This is a genomic window from Paraflavitalea sp. CAU 1676, from assembly GCF_029223285.1.
In the GTDB taxonomy this organism is placed as follows: domain Bacteria; phylum Bacteroidota; class Bacteroidia; order Chitinophagales; family Chitinophagaceae; genus Paraflavitalea.
The window spans coordinates 292,621-311,940 of record NZ_JARHUJ010000007.1 but is presented as its reverse complement, the minus strand read 5'-3'; the positions used below and the strand labels follow the sequence as shown (position 1 = coordinate 311,940).

13 protein-coding genes are annotated in these 19,320 nt (G+C 50.1%); 11 read left to right on the top strand and 2 right to left on the bottom strand.

Annotation, left to right across the window (positions count from 1 at the left end; all coding sequences use genetic code 11):
- The first annotated feature begins 50 nt into the window (after nt 1–50).
- Nucleotides 51–3,242, top strand: a complete 3,192-nt coding sequence (locus P2H89_RS23685; protein ID WP_275831623.1) for a glycoside hydrolase family 2 TIM barrel-domain containing protein — start codon at nt 51–53, stop codon at nt 3,240–3,242.
- Nucleotides 3,243–3,430: 188 nt separating this feature from the next.
- Nucleotides 3,431–5,956: a DPP IV N-terminal domain-containing protein gene (locus P2H89_RS23680; protein ID WP_275831621.1), complete on the top strand. Its 2,526-nt coding sequence runs from the start codon at nt 3,431–3,433 to the stop codon at nt 5,954–5,956.
- A 117-nt stretch (nt 5,957–6,073) separates the two neighbouring features.
- Here P2H89_RS23680 and P2H89_RS23675 read toward each other — a convergent pair whose 3' ends face one another.
- Both P2H89_RS23675 and P2H89_RS23670 read right to left on the bottom strand, forming a co-directional pair.
- Nucleotides 6,074–7,195, bottom strand: a complete 1,122-nt coding sequence (locus P2H89_RS23675) for a hypothetical protein (RefSeq protein ID WP_275831619.1) — start codon at nt 7,193–7,195, stop codon at nt 6,074–6,076.
- A gap of 195 nt (nt 7,196–7,390) precedes the next feature.
- Nucleotides 7,391–8,416, bottom strand: a complete 1,026-nt coding sequence (locus tag P2H89_RS23670) for a DUF481 domain-containing protein (protein WP_275831617.1) — start codon at nt 8,414–8,416, stop codon at nt 7,391–7,393.
- 160 nt (nt 8,417–8,576) lie between these two features.
- On the opposite strand from P2H89_RS23670, the gene P2H89_RS23665 reads away from it, so the two are divergent.
- The 9 genes from P2H89_RS23665 (at nt 8,577) to P2H89_RS23625 (ending at nt 19,285) form a co-directional block, all read left to right on the top strand.
- Nucleotides 8,577–9,785 (top strand): DcaP family trimeric outer membrane transporter, encoded by a 1,209-nt coding sequence (locus P2H89_RS23665; protein WP_275831614.1) that lies wholly within the window; start codon nt 8,577–8,579, stop codon nt 9,783–9,785.
- Nucleotides 9,786–9,820: 35 nt separating this feature from the next.
- Complete coding sequence (locus P2H89_RS23660; RefSeq protein WP_275831612.1) at nt 9,821–11,299, top strand: aspartate ammonia-lyase; 1,479 nt, start codon at nt 9,821–9,823, stop codon at nt 11,297–11,299.
- Nucleotides 11,300–11,319: 20 nt separating this feature from the next.
- The gene (locus tag P2H89_RS23655) at nt 11,320–12,366 is read left to right on the top strand and encodes a type II asparaginase (RefSeq protein ID WP_275831610.1); all 1,047 of its coding nucleotides are present in this window, start codon (nt 11,320–11,322) and stop codon (nt 12,364–12,366) included.
- A gap of 12 nt (nt 12,367–12,378) precedes the next feature.
- The gene (locus P2H89_RS23650) at nt 12,379–13,689 is read left to right on the top strand and encodes a porin (protein WP_275831607.1); all 1,311 of its coding nucleotides are present in this window, start codon (nt 12,379–12,381) and stop codon (nt 13,687–13,689) included.
- A gap of 104 nt (nt 13,690–13,793) precedes the next feature.
- On the top strand, nt 13,794–14,816 hold the full coding sequence (gene glsA, locus P2H89_RS23645) for a glutaminase A (RefSeq protein WP_275831604.1): 1,023 nt from the start codon (nt 13,794–13,796) through the stop codon (nt 14,814–14,816).
- Between the two features lie 33 nt (nt 14,817–14,849).
- Nucleotides 14,850–16,181 (top strand): hypothetical protein, encoded by a 1,332-nt coding sequence (locus tag P2H89_RS23640; RefSeq protein ID WP_275831602.1) that lies wholly within the window; start codon nt 14,850–14,852, stop codon nt 16,179–16,181.
- A 15-nt stretch (nt 16,182–16,196) separates the two neighbouring features.
- A complete protein-coding gene (locus P2H89_RS23635; RefSeq protein WP_275831600.1) occupies nt 16,197–17,258 on the top strand; it encodes an amidohydrolase family protein in 1,062 nt (353 codons plus the stop codon).
- 115 nt (nt 17,259–17,373) lie between these two features.
- On the top strand, nt 17,374–18,201 hold the full coding sequence (locus P2H89_RS23630; protein ID WP_275831598.1) for a hypothetical protein: 828 nt from the start codon (nt 17,374–17,376) through the stop codon (nt 18,199–18,201).
- 145 nt (nt 18,202–18,346) lie between these two features.
- The gene (locus P2H89_RS23625) at nt 18,347–19,285 is read left to right on the top strand and encodes a helix-turn-helix transcriptional regulator (protein WP_275831597.1); all 939 of its coding nucleotides are present in this window, start codon (nt 18,347–18,349) and stop codon (nt 19,283–19,285) included.
- Nucleotides 19,286–19,320 lie beyond the last annotated feature (35 nt).

Here is a 19,320-nt window from a genome sequence, read left to right as displayed (position 1 = left end):
TTGTTTTCAACATCCTCCGAAAGCAGGATAAATATTCAAGTTTAATTTTTATGCGCAACTTTCTTTCTGCTAAAGAGCTGCAGAAGCTCTTGATCCTAACCCTATTGTTTTCCGGTTATCAACCGGCGTCTGCCCAAACAGCAGCTCCTTTCAATGGCCTGTCGGCCACAGACAATGCATTAGTGCCTACTGAGATCGAAGATCCGGAGAATATCGGGATCAACCGCGAACCGGCCCATGCGACCCTGATGCCTTATGCCAGTCTGAAAGAAGCGCTGGCGGCGAAACGCAGTGCATCGTCTTTCAGCCGCAGCCTGAATGGTATGTGGAAGTTTCATTGGGTAGACTGGCCCCAGAAGCGGCCCGTTGACTTTTACGAGCCCACGTATGATGTGTCGAAATGGAAAGAGATCAACGTGCCATCCAACTGGCAATTGGAAGGATACGGCACCCCGTATTACAGCAATTTCAATTACATCTTTCAAAGCGATTTTCCGCGGGTGATGAGCACGCCGCCGGTTAAATTCACTGCTTACAAAGAACGTAACCCGGTGGGCAGCTATCGCCGCGACTTTACCGTGCCGGAGAACTGGAATGGCCGCCGCATCTTCATCACTTTCGATGGGGTAGATGCAGGGTTCTTTATTTGGGTGAATGGCGAAAAGGTTGGCTATGGTGTCAACAGCCGCAATGCCATCGACTTTGATCTTACTAAATACATCAAGCCCGGTAAGAATGTACTGGCGGTGGAAGTGTACCGCTTCAATTCCGGTAGCTATCTCGAAGACCAGGACATGTGGCGGCTGAGCGGCATTTTCCGTAACGTTACTTTATGGAGCAGCCCGCAACAGCATATCCGGGATTTCTTTATCAAAACAACTACAGTCGATGGTCACGGAGGTGCCATTGCCGTGGCTTTTGCCAACATCAAAAACTATGGTGACGGGGCCGTGAAAGCCCGCGAACTGGAGTACGCGCTGTATAAAAATGACTCACTGATCAGCCAATACCGCGTACCCGTAAAGTCGTTGTCGCCCGGTGAAGAGATCAAGGTAGAGGCGGGGGTAGAAGTGAAAAATCCGCAGCCGTGGACGGCTGAGACGCCCACGCTGTATACATCGGTGCTCCGGTTGCTGGATGGCAGCCAGGTGGTAGAAACCATCTCGGCCCGCACTGGTTTCCGCAATCTCGTCGTAAAAGGTCGGGAAGTGCTGGTCAATGGCCGGCCCATCAAACTGAAAGGTGTTAACCGCCATGAGAACTGGCCCGATGTAGGGCATGCCGTAACGGAAGCGCAGATGATCCGCGATATACAGCTCATCAAGCAGGCCAACTGTAATCACGTTCGAACGTCTCACTACAGCAACGATCCCCGCTGGTATGAACTGTGCGATGAATATGGCATTTATCTCGTTGCCGAAGCCAATGTGGAATGCCATGGCGCCATGAACAGGTTCAATGAAGAGCCGAAGATGAAAGCTGCCATCATCGAACGCAACGTGGCCAATGTGCAGAACTTCAAGAATCATGCTTCGGTGATCATATGGTCGCTCGGTAATGAGAATGGCAGCGGCGGCACCAATTTCCGTGCAGCGCTCGACTCCATCCAGCGCATCGACAATACCCGCATTTCCCATTATGAAGGTTTTGGCATCGGCACCCGCAATCCGGCGGGGATGGACAGCCAGATGTACACCGATCCCGAAAGCCTGGAAAGAAGGGCTAAGGATACCTCGCTGAAGAAACCTTTTTACCTCTGCGAATATGCCCATGCCATGTTCAATTCCATGGGTTCAGTTGACCTGTACAATGACCTGTTCGATAAATATCCTGCCCTGCTGGGCGGCGCCATCTGGGAATGGCAGGACCAGGGCATCTATAACAAGCGTGATCCTAAACATCCTATCACTGCTTTTGGTGGTGGTTTTGGAGAGTATCCCAACGATCAGTACTTCATTCACAAGGGTGTGGTGTTTTCGGATCGTTCGCTGAAGCCCCATTTTCCCGAATTGAAACATGCTTACCAATGGATCACGATCCAGGATAAAGACCTGGCAGCAAATCTTGTCACCATCAAAAACCGGTATCATACCACCAACCTCAGCGGTTTGCAGGCGCGATGGGAGTTGACTGAAAATGGCAAGCTGATTGCTTCCGGCCCGCTGGCTGTAGGCAGCATAGCGCCCGGGGAGGAAAAAGATATTACAGTGCCCTACAAGATAGCTGCGAAAGCAGATGCTGAATACTTTCTGCGTATATCCTTTAGCCTTGCGAAGAACGAATTGTGGGCAGCCAAAGGATACGAAGTGGCTTCGCAGCAACTGGCTATCCCGGCGCGGGTACCTGCTCCTGAAAGGATCAATAACGGCACATTGGCCCTGTCAGCAACAACCAACAACATTCATGTGGCGGGTACTGGCTTCAGCCTGGATTTCGATAAAACGAAGGGCACCTTTTCGAAGATCGTAGAAAAGGGACAAAACATTTTGCAGGCCAATGGCGGACCGATGTTGCACCTGTGGCGTGCCCCGCATCAAAAAGATGATATGTGGGCCTATCCCGATTGGGAGAAAAAAGGATTGACCAAACTGACCTGGGTGGCAGACAATGTAAGCAGCAGCAAGACCGCAACAGGCGAAGTGACGATCAAAGCCAACCTCACCGGTACCGGCTTTCAGGGTTACGTGGTTCGCCACCAGGTAACTTACACGATCAAAGCAAATGGAACGATCCATGCACTGAATGAGGTGAGCAGCACCGATGCCAACCTCGCTGTGGCCAGGCTGGGCGTTCGCCTCTTCCTTGACCGTTCGCTCAACCAGTTCGATTATTTTGGCCGTGGACCTATGGAGAACTACAGCGATCGCAAAAGCGGCTTCGATATTGGCCATTATGCCAGCAGTGTGCAACAGCAGATGACAGGTTATGAAAAGCCGATGGAAAGCGGCAATCATGAAGATGTACGTTGGGCACGGCTGCGGTCGGCCAAAGGCGCCGGGCTGGTGGTTGAGCAGGATAAAGAAGTGTTCCAGGTAGGCGTTTCGCCCTATAGCGATGAAGAAATGACGCCTGTTGAATACAAGATCGACCTGCCTGCCAGCAAGGGCACGGTGCTTTGCATCAGTCATAAAACCCTGGGCGTGGGCTCGCATGGCTGTGGTCCGAGGCCCCTCGACCCCTATAAAGTATTTGTAAGGCCTACTACTTTCAGCTATCAGCTGGTACTGTCGGCCGCGCACTAATGTTCGCATTTCCATACGCGCACCCCGTCGCCAGCAAGTAGCATGTTTGAGCGGCGGGGATTTTTTTGCCCTTGTTGCGCCATTGCATTATGCAGGAGGCGCTATTTCCTGACGACCGGTGGAGGCAACACCCTTTTACAATGCCTCAATTACCGATCTTCACGGCCTTAAAAATAGCCCCCACGCACATGAGACTTTTTTATGCTATGAGCCTGTTGCTGGTTGGCGCAACAGCCACCGCTCAGTTAACCCCGGTTACCAAAGCCAATTATCAGCAGGCGGCGCGTTTTGCGCCGCGTAAGATCGGCAAGCTGGTCTTCAGTACGAGTGTAGATCCGCACTGGCTGAAGAAAAGCGACCGCTTCTGGTACGAATACGAAACCACCGATGGAAAGAAGTGGTACATCGTAGACCCTGCGAAAGGTGAAAAGAAGGTGATGTTCGACAATGCCGACCTCGCCGCGAAGATTACCCGCATCGTCAAGGACCCCTTCGATGCCCAGCACCTCGGCATCGACAGCATGCGTTTCATTAAAGATGAGCATTGGATCCAGTTTGAAGTGAAGAGTTCAGCCGAGGTGGAGAAGAAAGATACCACCGGCGGCAAGAAAGGCAGTGCAGCTATCACCCGCGAGAAGAAAGTATTCTACTTCGAATACAATCTCGATAACGGTGAACTCATTGAGCTGAATGATTTCAAGAAACCCAAGCGCAAACCCTCCTGGGCCAATATTTCGCCCGATGGCAACACCATTCTCTTTGGACGTAATTACAACCTCTATTGGATGGACAAGGCCAACTATGAGAAGGCCCTGAAAAAAGAAGACGACTCCACCATCGTAGAGCATGCCCTTACTACCGATGGAGTGGATTATTTCAGCTACCACGGCAGCGGTAATGGCAACGAGAACAATGTAGAAAAGGAAACGAATAAGAACAAGCGCAAACCTGCAGGCGCCTCCTGGTCGCCGGATAGCCGGTACTTTGCCCTTACCCGCGCCGATAGCCGTAAGGTAAAAGAGCTGTGGGTGATCAACCCGCTCAGCGATCCAAGGCCCACCCTTGAAACGTATAAATACATGATGCCCGGGGAGAAAGAATCGCCGGTGGATCATTTGTACCTCTTCGATATGACCGCCAAAAGCGGCAAGGAAATGCAGGTGTCGATGTTCAAAGACCAGGACCTGAATGTGTGGAATGATCCGGGATTGCAAAACACCCGTGATGACGACTGGAGGCCTTTCAAATGGTTAGGCACCAACGAGTATTTCTATTTTACACGTACCGGCCGCGATCTGAAGAAAGTGGACGTGTGTAAAGTAGACATCAATACTGGTACGGTGAAGACTTTGATCGAAGAGCGTTTCAATACCTATATCGAGATGCGCCGGATAGGACTGGTGAATGCCGGTAAAGAGATGATCCATTGGAGCGAGCGTGATGGCTGGGCCCATTTCTACCTGTATGATGAAAATGGCAAGCTGAAAAACCAGATCACGACCGGTACCTGGCACGTAGAAAATATTCTTGGCATCGACGAGACTAAACGGATATTGTATTTCTCCGGTAATGGACGCGAGGCCAACGAAGATCCTTACTACCTGCATGCTTACCGCGTGAACTTCGATGGAACGGGGCTGAAATTGCTCAACCCCGGCGAATTTGAACATGCGATGAGCCTGAACGATAACAAGAGTTTCTTCGTCGATAATTATTCAAGGGTGAATACGGTGCCGAAGTCTACGCTCTATGCTGCCGACGGCCGTAAGGTGATGGACCTGGAAACGGCTGATCTGTCGTCGCTGATGGCCACTGGCTATAAATTCCCGCAGCCCTTCAAGGTGAAGGCCGATGATGGCATTACCGATATCTATGGTGTGCTTTACAAGCCGATGGACTTCGATTCTACCAAAAAGTATCCTGTTATCGAGTATGTATATCCCGGCCCGCAAACCGAAGCGGTGAACAAAGCCTTCGGCCGTTCAATGGATCGTACCGATCGCCTGGCGAACCTTGGATTCATCGTGATCACGATGGGCAACCGTGGCGGCCATCCTGCCCGCAGCAAATGGTACCACAACTTTGGCTATGGTAACCTGCGTGATTACGGCTTGAGTGACAAGAAAGCGGCTGCTGAGCAACTGGGCGACCGTTACCCCTGGTTTGATGTGAACCGTGTGGGTATCCATGGCCACTCCGGTGGTGGTTTTATGAGTACGGCAGCGATGCTGGTATATCCAGACTTCTTTAAAGTGGCTGTATCTTCTTCGGGCAACCACGACAATGCCGTGTACAACCGCTGGTGGAGTGAGCAGCACCATGGTGTGCGTGAGGTGATCGGCGAGAAGGATACGACCTTTGCCTACAACATCGATAAGAACCAGGACCTGGCGAAGAACCTGAAAGGGCACCTGCTGCTGACGACGGGTGATATCGACAACAACGTGCATCCGGCTGGTACCATTCGTGTGGCCAATGCACTGATCAAGGCCAACAAGCGCTTTGACCTGCTGATACTTCCTGGTCAACGCCATGGATACAGTGACATGACGGAATATTTCTTCTGGCGGATGGCTGATTATTTCACCCAGCACCTGATGGGTGATAATACGGACAGGTCGATCGATATCGAGCAAATTAACCGTGAGCTGGAGCAGGGTGGCAATAAGGGCCAGAGTGGCCGCAGACCTGCTGATGAAGAAGTAGAATGGTAAACGTCTTAAGTAATAGCGAACGGCTGTCTCCTGGTGGGGCAGCCGTTTTTCGTTGGGCTCACCGCCGGCGTCCACTAGCGTGCAGTCTACGGTGAGAGATATGTTTAGACGAAGTGATTAAAACCCAAACCGGTATTGTAAGCCTGCTATCAATTGATGGCGGCTGCTGAGGAAGCCATACTCCACTCTCAGCATCCAGTTGTTGGTTAACTGGAACTGCGATCCCAGTATAAAATTCCATTTGTCTTTTGGCTTCTTTTCTAGGGAGTATTGAACCGTTGCGTCGCCAGCTGAGTTAACGGCCTGTGATACACTGTTGAGGACCTGACCTGTTTTGGTGAGGGCTGCATTCGCCGCTTCGTGCTTCGCTATATTGACCGGGTTCTTTTGCTCGGTGGGGGTGAGGTCGGCCCACCAGGTGTCTACCTGTCCCTGTGCTTCACCAACTTTTTGCTGCGCACCACTGACCTTTTGTTGCCACTCGGCTACCGGCAGGAGTTCGCCCACGTTGAGCGAACCGGTGGTGCCGCTCTTCATGTGCACGCGAAAGCCGCCTGCCCAGAGGGCGATGGACCTTTCTTTTTTCAACCGGATATTTTTCCCGAGTCGCGGCCCCAGTACAAACACATAGGCCGGTTTTTCCAGCTCATCGATATCGGACCAGGAGAAGTTCATATCTAATGTAAAGAAAAAGCCACCGACACCTATCATGGGGGTTAGTCCAAAGCCCATGGTAGTGGCATTGAAGTCGGCCTTGGTGCTAAAGTCAGATATCTTTTTCCACGATGAGCTGCTATCGGGAATCCATAGACCGGCATCGATGGCCGTGGATGTCTTGGATTTCGCCAGTATCCCGTATACGTTGAGGAATGGGAATACATAGAAATCGGGCCGGAAATTGTAGCCATTGGTGGTGGTGACCGCATTTTCGATACGTACAATATCGTCCATATTGTACATGGGCCCATGGTTGAAACCCACCTGCAGGTTATTGATGATAATATCCGACTCCTGCCAGAGGTACTGAACGCTCGCGCCGACCGGCAGGGGCATACTGAATCCCTTATTCTTTACTTTTTGACCCCAGATGGGCAGCAGGTAGGGATAGGTAGTGTGTTTAAGGCTGTCGATCAGCACTTCATGTTTAGGCCCCAATACCTTATCGGTAGTAACCTGCGCGCTGCTGCACAAGGCCAGTCCTATACCCAGGATCGTCAGGACGATCTGTTTTTTAGCCATAGTAATTGATTTTCAAGGTTCGTCAACGCATTCTTAAGACACTTGTGAGTGTGGGGAGAAGCAAATAAGGGTGGGTTTAACCGTTAAATGGAAAAACGGCCGCTGGGGGAGTGGCGATGAGTTGAGAAGGTTAGATACGGGTTTGGCAGGAGGAGGAATGGCAAGCTCAGGGCCTTGCCGTGGTGCCCGAAGGGTTCAGAATGAGTAACCAATGCTGAATACGGTACCAAAGTCGAATTTCTTGCTTTCAGCTGTTTGGGGCTGGCTGTCGAAATTGGTATAAGCGCTCAGCGACAGGTCGAGATCTTTTATAATCTCCCAACTGATGGTGAGTTGCGCATCATTGCGCACGCGTCCGCTTTGTGACAAGCTATAATAAACTGATTCTGCCAGGCTGATACTGATCTCGGGTTTGGTAAAGCGAAAGAAATTGAACTCGAACTGACCAAACAGTTCCACGAGTGTTCCGGACTTTACATCGTCTGTACTAACCTCCTGGTTGACGACACCACCGACTCTCGACCAGGCATACACGTGCTTGCTGGTGATGAATTTATTGCCGGCGCCGAGGCCTTCCTGGTAGCGCCGTTTTAGGCCCAGTTCGAGGTTGCGCTGGTATTTGAGAAATGCGGTGCTGAACCAGGTGGTGTTGAAGTAATAATTCGCCTTGAGGCTCATGTCTTCCCGGTCCCGGCTAAGGGTAGAATCGGTGAGCGTATAGATACCCGAAGAAGCGATCGTGAGTTCTGTTTTCTTCGCTACATAGTTGATAGTGCCATCGAAGTTGATGCGGCCCAGTCCACTCGTACGGGTATAGTCGAACCCCCCGGCGACCTTGCCATCAAATCGTTGCCGGAAAGTGCTGCGATAGGCATATAGCAGGGAGATTTGTTCTATTGGATAAAGGGTTGAATCCATGGTGGTGGCAATGGTGGCATAGCCGGGCAGGTTGGCAGGGATCATTTTGCCGAAATAGACCGTGTGGCCTGTTGTCTCGATCCTGAATACCTTCATCAAAGCGGCCAGCGTTTTGACTTTTTGCAACTGCACGGTGATGTCATTGGCGTCGTCCGGATCGAAAATGATGACGCCTAGCTTGATCCGCTTTATTTCACCGATCACTTTACTGCCATTCAAAAAGTACAGCGTATCCTTGATCTTCTGCGCGTTAGTACCAATCATGCATAACACCAGGAGTACGAGTAAACATGTATGCTTCATAACTGAACACTGCTATGAATTTAAAAAATAGGCCATGCAGTTCCCCGATTTAACTGTTAATCACCTGCTGAAATTCCTTCCCGGTTGGGAAAGCAGGTAACTTTAAGTACTCCCTCCGATCCCCCGGTATGCTGGCCAATGACTACTAAAAATGTTTACTATGAAATGCACTTATTTACTATCTCTATTTTTATTGGTGGGCGTTATGAAGGGGCAAGCCCAGGACGAGTCGAAGCAAAGGGTGTTGGAAGTGTATGGATTTGCCATGGCCGACATCGGCTACAATTTCGATCAGATCAACCCCAATTGGTTTGATGCGATGCGCATTACGCGCCTTCCCAGTTACAAGAATCAGTTTGCCCCTGACGGTACGGTTTTCTTTGGGGTAAGGCAAACCAGGTTTGGTGTGAGGGGCTGGACGCAGACACCGCTGGGTGAATTAAAGACCAACTTCGAATTTGACCTGTTTGGCGTAGGACCCGACGAAGGTCAAACCACCATGCGGCTACGAAATGCATACGGAGAGATTGGCCCTGTGTTGGTAGGACAGGCAAACTCTCCCTTTATGGACGGAGATGTATGGCCGAACTCGATCGAATATTGGGGGCCGTCGGGAATGGTGTTCTTCCGGAATGTCCAGTTACGCTTTGCGCCTCTGAAAGGAAAAAATGAGGTGTTTATTGCTTTGGAACGTCCGGGCGCCAGTGCCGACCTGGGCACCTTCGCCGATCGCACGGAGCTGGATAGTGTGAAAGGACGTAATTATTTGCCCGATTTTTCGGCCCACTGGAAGCGTACGGGAGATTGGGGACATGTGCAGTTGGCCGGTATGCTGCGCTTCCTTAAGTGGGAAGATATACATACGACCGGTGGCTATGATATCAGCGGTAGTACTACCGGTTGGGGGCTCAACCTCAGTACCGTGCTGAACCTCGGTAAAAAAGATATATTCCGCGGATCGTTCGTGTACGGCGAAGGGATACAAAACTATATGCAGGATGCTCCTGTTGACGTTGGTATCATCATTAATCAAAATAGTCCTACCAAACCAGCCTCGGGTAAAGCACTCCCGGTTACCGGGATCCTGGCCTTTCTCGATCATACCTGGAACGATAAACTATCCAGTACGATCGGATATTCGAGTGTCGATATCGATAATACCGACTATGGGTCTCCGAATGCTTACAGAAAGGGTCACTATGCACTTGTAAACCTCGTTGTTACGCCCTATAAGAATATCATGGTAGCTGCCGAATTACAATACGGCAAGCGCGAAAACTTTTCTGATGGATTTAGCTCCGAAGCGGTGAAGATCCAGTTTGGCTTCAAATATAATTTCTCGCAGGTCTTCTACAAGAACAATGATTAGTGGCTGTTTTTCTTTCACGAACATAAATACGCAATATGAGAAAAAGATACTTTTTGTTGACGGCTCTGGCTATTGCCCTGGTGACCATCGTGGAGGCCCAGGCCACCAGGACGGAAAAAGACCTGCTGGGTGAAAAGCAGATCCCGGCAGACGCTTACTATGGCGTTCAAACAGCCCGGGCACTGGAGAATTTCCGGGTGAGCGGACAACTCACCAGTTCTTATCCCGACTATGTGAGGGCATATGCCATGGTGAAACTGGCCGCTGCCCGGGCGAACGCCGATGTGGGCAGGCTCAGCAAAGAGAAACTGGCAGCTATCGAGCAGGCCTGCAAGGCGGTGATGGATGGCAAATACCATGATCAGTTCCTGGTTGATCTTTACCAGGGTGGTGCCGGCACCTCGGCCAACATGAATGCCAATGAAGTGCTGGCCAATATTGCGTTGGAGTTATCGGGTAAAAAGAAAGGCGACTATCATTCGATAGAACCGCACGATGATCTCAATATGGGGCAATCTACCAACGACGTATATCCTACGACAATCAAGGTTGCTTTGTTATTACACAACGATAAGGTAGTTAATGAAGCGAAAGCGCTCTCTGCGGCCTTTCACAAGAAAGGTGATCAATACAGCAAGGTGCTCAAGATGGGGCGCACGGAAGGACAGGATGCGGTGCCGATGACCGTGGGGCAGGAATTTCATGGATTTGGCAACCAGCTCGATGCTGCCATTGGCGTGTTGGTTAAAACGGAAGCCTATTTGTATGAAGAGAACATGGGTGCTACGGCTATTGGTACTGGTATCACGGCTTCGCCGGGCTATGCCGAAAAATGTGCCGCACACCTGGCGCAGATCACTGGTAAACCCATGGTGCTAAGCAAAGACCTGGTGGCGGCCACTTCCAGTATGGCGGGCTTTGTAATGTATTCCTCTGCGTTGAAGAACCTGGCGGTTGCTTTATCGAAGATCAGCAGTGATCTGATCTTCCTGGCTACGGGCCCGCGGGCCGGTGTTTTCGAGATCAACCTGCCAGCGCTGCAACCCGGTTCTTCTATTATGCCCGGCAAGGTTAACCCAGTGATGCCTGAACTGATGAATGAAATATGCTTTAAGGCTATAGGCAATGATCTCACCGTTACGATGGCCTCGCAGGATGGGTTACTGCAGCTGAATGCCTATGAGCCGGTGGTGGCAATTTGTATCATGGAGTCGCAAGGTTTATTCTTTAAAACGATGCCGCTTTTCAGAACGCAGTGCATTGAAGGCATCACGATCAACGATAAAGTGTTGCAGGACTATATGAACCGTAGTGTGGGCATCGTGACCGCTTTGAATCCAATATTGGGATATGATAAGACCACTGAGCTGGCGAAAGAGGCGTTGCAAAGTGGCAAGGGTATTTTACAATTGATCCGGGAGAAGAAACTGCTTACAGAGGCGCAGATCAAGGACCTGCTGGATCCTGTTAAGCTGACATCGCCGACCGGACCCACCAACCAACAAAAGAAATAACCTACATTAAAGCCATTCATATGAAGAAAATACTTTCCATAACGGTGTTGCTATTTGTTGTATTCAGCGCACTGGCCCAATTGCCCAGGGTCATTATCCTGGCTACGGGTGGCACTATCGCCGGTGCCGGTGCTTCGGCGACCAGGGCTGGTTATACTGCCGGCAAAATACCGATCGATGACCTCATTGGTGGCATCCCTGCGGTGAAAAAGATTGCCGATATCACAGGAGAGCAAGTGGCTTCCGTGGGCAGCCAGGACATGACGATCGATATTTGGAGAAAACTGGCGGTGCGCGCCAATGAAATATTTGCCAAGAACGAAGCAGATGCAATTGTGGTAACCCATGGTACCGATACGCAAGAGGAAACAGGTTATTTCCTAGACCTGGTGGTAGCCCATGCAAAGCCGGTAGTGCTCACGGGTTCTATGCGGCCCGCTACGGCGATCAGCGCCGATGGCCCCAAAAATTTATATGACGCTATTACGGTGGCGGTGAGTCCCAAGTCGAAGGGGCGTGGTGTGTTGATCAGTTTCAATGAAGGGATCTTTGATGCCCGTGAGGTGATGAAACTAAGTACAACCAAGGTGAATGCTTTCGGTTCTCCGAACTCGGGCCCCATTGGCCAGGTGTATGATGGTAAGGTTGAATACTACATGACCTCCATGCGCGAGGTAAATGTAAAAACACCTTTCGCCGTAACAGCCAATACCAAATTCCCAAGGGTAGACATTGTTTATATGTATGCCGATGCGCCACCGGACCTGCTGAATACACTTATCGATAAAAAAGTGGATGGTATCGTGATCGCCGGTGTTGGCAATGGGAACTTTAATAAAGCCTATATGGACGCTGTTAAACGTGCAGTGAGTGCCGGTATCATCGTTTGTCGTGCCAGCCGTACGCCATCGGGCAGGGTAGTGCTGGAAGATGAGATCAATGACGAAGAGTTAGGCACCATTGTGTCGGATGATCTGACGCCGCAAAAGGCCAGGGTGATGCTCATGCTGGGGCTCTTGAATACGAAAGACCGGAAACAGCTGCAACAATATTTCTTCAAATATTGATACCAACAAAGCATGGCCCGCGCCTTTGAAGCCATGTGCCTGAGGGGAATAGTGTATATGATTGGATGGACTATTCCCCTTGGGGCACACGCACAAGATACCGTACGAACTGTACCCAATGGAACAGATGGCCTGGTATTCCCGATCAGGGCGGCCGACAGTACGTTCGTCAATAAAACGAAGGCGCTGGAGCCTAATGAATTCGCGGGTACGTACTCCACATTCCGCGTTGGGTTGGGCTATATAGGTGACTTCACCGCATACTCGCAGAACGCAACGTTCAAGCAGCAGATGGACTCCCTCAACATTTCACTCGATCCCCGGTACCAGACACGCGACTTCAGGATACTGGCCAGCGGGCGGTATTTGAAGACCCGGCGGCATATTTCCTGGAAGTTTGCTTTCATGTACGATGGTGATGAAAAAGTGTGGATGGTGCGGGAAACGGGTCTTACTTTCTCCATGCCCGAATTGAAGGGATACTTCTTTGTAGGGCGCACGAAAGAAGGGTTTTCCATGATCAAGGTCATGAACGGTCACTCCGGACTTACCAATGAACGGCAAATGGCCCTTGATCCCATTCCCATTCTGGCAGATGGAATTAAATACTTTGGCTATTTTCCCAAGTCGCGCCTGTTCCTGAACCTGGGCGCTTACAATGACTTTATATCGAAGGGACAAGGTTTCTCCACTTTTGCCTGGCAATATGATGCACGTATTGGCTGGATGCCTTTCAATGCCCCCGATAAAGCCGGGGTGATGCATATAGCGGCCAACCTGCGGTATGGGAAGCCGCTCGATGGAAAGTTTACTATTAAATCGCGACCAGAATCGAATCCCACACCTCAATTGATCAATACTGGTTCATTTGCAGCCGATAAGTCTACGAGCATCGGCGCCGAAATTTATTACAATAAAGGCCGGTTCATGATCGGTTCTGAAGTAATGCAGCATCATTTCTACGCAGACAATGGAGAGAATCACAAATTTTTTGGTGGCGACGCGGTGTTCAGTTTTTTCCTCACCCAAACAAGCCGGCCCTACAAGACGGTAGGAAGCATTTATGGTTTTGTACCGGTTAAGAAGTCGGTCTTTAAGGGCGGATTGGGTGAAATAGAGTTCGTTTTACATGCTTCTACCTTCAATCTCGATGACCGTTCGATCAAAGGAGGCCGGTTTACCCGTATTACGCCCATGTTTAACTGGTATTTGACCAGTTTTCTGCGCTGGGAGCTTACTTATGGATATGGCACCCTGGACCGTTTCAACCTCAAAGGGCATGTCAGTTTTTTCGAAACCCGTATCCAACTTACGGTGATGTGATCTGCCGCCGGTTGGCGGAAAGTTCGTGCGACGTGTGTCTTCACCCATGCCGCACCTTGTGTTTAAACAAGCGTAGTGCAACGTCAATAATAAATATGACTATTATGAAACAAACAAGCCGTTCTCATAGCAGGTTGTGGTTATTCCTTTTATCAGCTGCTTTGTCGTTGTGCCTGTTCGCACAGGCGCAGACGCCCAAAGCGATCGAAGACGCGCTGAATGAAGCCTATAATAAATTCCGAAACCTGAAGGAGGGGAAGAATGCGGATTATATCAAGGAACTCGCCAATGTGGATCCTGAGATATTTGGTATCGCCCTCATTACCACCGATGGGAAAGTGTATACCAAAGGAGATGTGACGTCTATGGTGTCCATACAGAGCGTGTCAAAGGTATTTACGATGGCCAAGGTGATCGAAGAACAGGGGGCACAGGCGGTGCAGGATAAGATTGGCGTGGATGCCACCGGTATGCGCTTCAACTCGATCGTAGCGGTGGAACTGCAAAAAGGTAAAGAGATCAACCCGCTGGTGAATCCGGGCGCCATCGCGTCGTCGAGTCTGATCAGCGGCGCCGATTCCGCAGCTAAATGGAGGAACATTTTACAGGTGCATAGCGATTTTGCGGCACGACCCCTCACGGTAAACGGACCCGTGTACATTAGTGAAGCAGGTGATAACCTGCGCAATCAGGCTATCGCACACCTGTTGCTGGCCTATGGCCGTATGTATTTCGATCCGGTGCAGGCTACCGATATCTATACCAAGCAATGCGCCATAAACGTATCGGCCAAAGACCTGGCTACGATGGCGGCTACGCTGGCCAATGGAGGCGTGAATCCCGTTTCCAAAAAGAAGATCGTTTCGCCCGAAACTGTCATGCACACGCTGGCGGTAATGTCGACTGCCGGACTGTATGATAACTCCGGTATCTGGCTGTACCATACGGGACTGCCCGCCAAGAGTGGGGTAGGGGGTGGTTTGCTGGCAGTATGTCCAGGCAAATTCGGCATCGCCGTTGTATCCCCTCCGCTCGATGCAGCCGGTAATAGTGTGAAAGCACAGAAGGCCATTAGTTATGTGATCGATAAATTGAAAGCTAACCCCTACCTGGTACAACCTAAATAAGCAGGGCATTCATTCAACTTAAGCAATACTGTTATGATCCGTATAGAGACCGGACTAAGGACTTTGGGACTATGTATGTGGATGCTGTTTTGCGTAAACCAATTGCATGCCCAGCTCGACCAGAACGCACAGGCGTTGGATACTATTAGTAAAACGCTGAGAGATTCCGTATACCGTAACGAAACTGCCGGCGAGCTATCGCCCGGTAAGGGTTTTAGCCTGGTGAAGACCAAATATGGAACCCTCAATATCAGTTTATATGCGATAGTCCGCTACCTGAACCAATTGCCGGGTGAACAAACCTGGCAGGATCATCTAGGCCGTAACAGGGACTTTACCGGGCGGAATGATTTCCACTGGCATCGTGCCATGATCTGGTTCTCTGGTTTCGTACTGACGCCCAAACTGACTTATACCGCCACCGTGTGGACGGTAATGACGACTCAACAAACCCTGGTATATGGTAACCTTCAATACCGGTTCAATAAATATTTTACGGTGGGTGCGGGTATCATGCCCAATATCTCCATCCGGTCTATGCAGGGGCCGTTTCCCTTCTATAATTCTACTGACCGCACTATGGGAGAGGAGAGCTTGCGGGCTGGTTTTACCAACGGTGTTTTCCTGAAAGGGGAAGTAGTGCCGAGATTAAATTATATTTTGATGCTGGGTAATAACCTGAGCACCCTGGGTGTGCAGGCTGCCAAACTTACGCGAACCCTTTCTCAAGGTGCTGGGCTCATCTGGATGCCTACTACGGGCGAATATGGCCCACGAGGAGGATTGGGTGACTTTGAAAAACACCAGAAACTGGCTACCCGCTTTGGTGTCAACTTTACGCATGACCGGGATAACCGGTTCAATAATACGGGGCAGCCTTCGCCCGACAATACACAGGTGCGGATGACTGATGGCGTATTGTTCTTCGAAACCGGCGCGTTGGCCGATGGCGTTACCGTGCAGGAAGCAGATTACGATATGCTCGCTATTGATCTTGGGTTCAAGTACAAGGGGTTCAACCTGCAAGTGGAGTTGTATGAACGCCAGCTGTCGGACTTTGATGCGGATGGTCCGGTACCCATCAACTTCATCCGTGACCGGGGTTATAGCATTCAGGCTTCGCAGATGGTAGTTCCCAAAGTGTTGGCCTTATACGGCTTTCACTCTTATTTCTTCGATGAGTTCAAACGCCACCCCTGGGAAATAGGGGGCGGTGTGAATATATACCCTATGAAATCCAGAAGCTGGCGGCTCAATGCCCAGCTACACCATGTGTACAAGAGTTCCGCAGGCGGCACGTTTGGGTTGTATACCAGCGGGCAAACCGGCACAACGATTACGATCGGTGCTGATATTCTGTTATAAAAAAATGAATCAGTTATGTCGCGATATATTGCAGGCGTAGTGTTGCTGGCCTTTCTGTTTGTAAAGCAGTCTGCTGCACAACCAGCTTCGGCCGACAAGTCGCTGTTTTATGACAGTCATTTTCATTTGACCAATTACGTGCAGGAGGGCCTCGACGTGAAGCAATTTCTCAAAGTGATGGGCGATAAAGTGGGGCGGTCTACCCTGTTTGGTATACCGCTTCAGCAACAATGGTCTCACGGTAATTCAGGCGAATTTGCACCCACTTATTATTTAGCTTCAGATGCTCCTTTGTATTATTATTCTTTTACGGATGCTTTTATTGCGATGGCATACCGGTCGCTCTCGAAAGAAGAGCAACAACGATTCGATCCGATGATCACGGGTTTCAATCCGGCCGATATGTATGCCGCCGATCACATCAAACGGGTACTTAAAACTTTTCCCGGTGTGTTTACCGGTATCGGTGAATTCACGATCCACAAAGAATTTGTTTCGTCTAAGATTGCAGGAGAGGTTGCAAGCCTCATCAATCCGGCTTTGGACCGCATCCTGGATTTTGCGGCCGAAACGGGGCTGGTGGTATTGCTGCACAATGATATCGATATGCCCTATCCGAAAGCAGGGCAGGAGCCCTACTTGTTAACGCAATTGGCGGATCTGTTCCGCAGGCATCCCAATACGACCATTATCTGGGCGCATTGCGGGCTGGGCAGGGTGGTGCGTCCAGTGAAAGAACAGCTAACGATCGTGGAGTATGCCCTGGCCGATCCGGCGCTCAAACATGTACACATCGATATCTCCTGGGATGAGGTAGCGAAATACATTATATCGTCGCCCGAAACCATCCGGGAAACGGCAGCCATCATCAATAAATATCCAGACAGGTTCTTATTTGGGACCGATGAAGTGGCGCCCGCCACGCAGGATAAGTACCTCAAGGTGTACAATATGTACGAGCCGTTGTTCAAGGAACTTTCGCCCGCTACCAAACAGAGCCTGCTGAAAGGTAATTATGCCCGGCTGTTCGACGCAGCCAGGGTCAAGGTAAGGAAATGGGAGGCTGCAAATAAATGATGATTATCAATTGTTTAAGTATTTCTGTAAAATAGCGCCTGCGATTTTCCCCGATTTGGCGGAACAAGGACTGGATCGGTGTCCTAATAACAACCGTTTATTAAACTAACAAATTATGGGCACCGCCGTTTCGACTATGGCTTCCCCCAGGTTTACCGAGGGCGCCATCGAGCAGCAGCTCGACAAGATCTTTCTACACCCCGATTTCAGCAATTCCCATATTCTGAGGAAGTTCCTGTCATTTGTCGTGAAGGAAACCCTTACGGGCAATGCCAACTGGCTGAAGGAGTATACCATTGCTTTGAAAGTGCTCGAAAAACCTGCGACTTTCAATCCCCAAAAAGACTGTGTGGTTCGCATTCATGCGGGCCGCCTCCGCAAAGCGCTGGCGCACTACTATAACGACATGTGTGTCGAAGACCAGATCATCATTGGAATGCCCAAGGGTAAGTATATTCCGGTGTTCATGGACCGGCACGAATGGCTCCAGGAAAGGAGGCATCAGGCTGATATCTCCGATCATGCTTTTGCTTCAGTCAAAGAACCGGTGACCTTCGCTATTCTTCCCTTTCATTGTGTTTCGGGCAATGAGTTGATCAGGTCTTTCAGCGATACGCTTTGTTTGCAGATCTGCACGGCGTTGTCTCAAATGCAGCAGGTGTCCGTTTTGGGTTACCAGATGGTGAAAAGTATGACCACGCGGAATATGGACCTGAAAGAACTGAGCAGTGTACTGCACTTCAATCATATTATCACCGGCAGTGTACAGCACCTGCAACAAACAGTACGTGTAAATGTGCAAATGATCAATTGTAATACTGCCCAACAAACCTGGTCGCGGATGCTGGAGTGCCGGGCGTCGGCCGCCAAGATCTTCGAGATCCAGGATCAGGTATGTGCCGACCTGATGCGACAGGTGGAAGTGTTATTTGCCAGACAATAGATTATTAATGTGGAATTATAAGGCGTCACAGTGATTCAAATACGTATCCTTCTGTGTGTTCAGCCCTTTGATCAGATCAAAGGGCTGTTTTGTTGGGTGGAGTGAATATGATGGGACAGGAGGTGTCGAAAATTGTCAAAATCACATGAAGATGTCGCTTTTCTTCAATGACGGCATCCGGCGCCCGTATATCTTTGTCGGGAGTTTACATAGTATGATGATCATTTCATATAAAGAGTTTCTGCCTTCTGTTGCCCTGCAGCCCTATGTAGAGAACTACTGGTACCAGGTATTCGACGGTGATGCCGCCGAAGATTCGCCGGCGCAGGTTTGTCTGCCTTTGGGCATGGTGCAGATCATCATTCATGTATACCAGCAGGATTGCCGGGTACTGGTGGATGGTAACTGGCAGAAACTGCCCGATGCTTTCTTTGTTGGTATCTATAAGGATGCCGTTACTTGGAGAACGAAAGGCTGTTCGGTTTGTTTCGGCGTAAACCTGAAGCCGGAGATCTTTGCCCGGTTGTTCAATGTGCCGGCGGCCGCGCTCTTCAACGACTACACCGATATCGGCAACCTCATGAATGCCGGCATCACTGAAATGGCCGAAAGAATGTATGGTGTTACCAATGCAGCCGAGCTTATACTGATCGCTGAATCGTCCCTGCTGCAAAGGATTGGTCATTCCCGCCAACGCGGGCATTACCTCGATCAGGCAGCTTCGATCATCCGGGAATCGAAAGGCAATATATCCATCGAGTCGCTTTGTAAAGATCTTTACGTGAGCGAAAGGCAGTTGCAAAGGAGTTTTCGCGATGTGCTGGGTACCAGTCCAAAAACCTATACCCGTATCATCCGATTCAGAAACGTATACCGGCATGTGCGCCATTCGGCCGAGAAAAAGATATCCTGGGCTTCCTTGTCGTATGATTATGGATATGCCGACCAGGCGCATTTCATCAGGGATTTCAAGGAGTTTTCCGGTGTGAACCCAACGCTGATCGAAAAGAATGGTGCGTTCTATCAGTTAAGCACCTCGATCTATTCAAATAAATACACGACCACTTCCAGCATCACAGAATAACCACCGCCATTTAATTAACCAGTAAAATAACTATC